Raw genomic sequence first — 628 nt, 5'->3', positions numbered from 1 at the left:
ACTTTCTCTACCTTAATTTTATAAAAAACACTATAAAGCACAGGTACGGCTATCATGGTCAAGATAGTGGCAAACGCTAATCCGCCCATAATGGTCACCGACATATCAGCAAAGAAAGGGTCAAATAATAATGGCATAACACCTAATATAGTGGTGATAGCTGCCAGTGAAACTGGTCTCAAACGACTCAAGCTTGCTTCAACGATGGCAATTGCTTTTTCTTTACCTTCTATAATTTGTAAGTCAATTTCTTCCAATAGCACAATAGCATTTTTAATTAACATACCAAATAAACTCAAAAAGCCCAGTAACGACATAAAGCCAAAAGGTAGGTCTGCTATTAGTAAGCCCGCAACCACGCCCACCACAGCCATAGGTACAATCAGCCAAATAATAATCGGTTGCCTAGTCTTACCAAAGAGCAATACACTGATAATAAACATAATTAAAAACCCCAGCGGCAAGCCTTTTCCTAAAGCGGCTTGCGCTTTACGTGACGACTCATATTCGCCGCCCCAGTCAAGTTTATAACCTTCTGGTAAAGCAATAGCAGCAATTTTAGCTTGTGTACGATTAAACGCCTCACCGGTAGTTTCATTGTATCCGGCCTCCGCTTTAACGGTAATAG

General features: G+C 40.4%; 1 protein-coding gene. It reads right to left on the bottom strand.

The window, feature by feature from the left end; genetic code table 11:
* Nucleotides 1-628 (bottom strand): efflux RND transporter permease subunit (locus H4J41_RS00515; RefSeq protein WP_182150441.1); only part of this gene is annotated, 628 nt, incomplete at both ends.

Origin of the sequence: Colwellia sp. MB3u-45 (genome assembly GCF_014077005.1) — a bacterium.
In the GTDB taxonomy this organism is placed as follows: Bacteria; Pseudomonadota; Gammaproteobacteria; order Enterobacterales; family Alteromonadaceae; genus Cognaticolwellia.
This window is presented reverse-complemented; position numbering and strand designations above follow the sequence as displayed.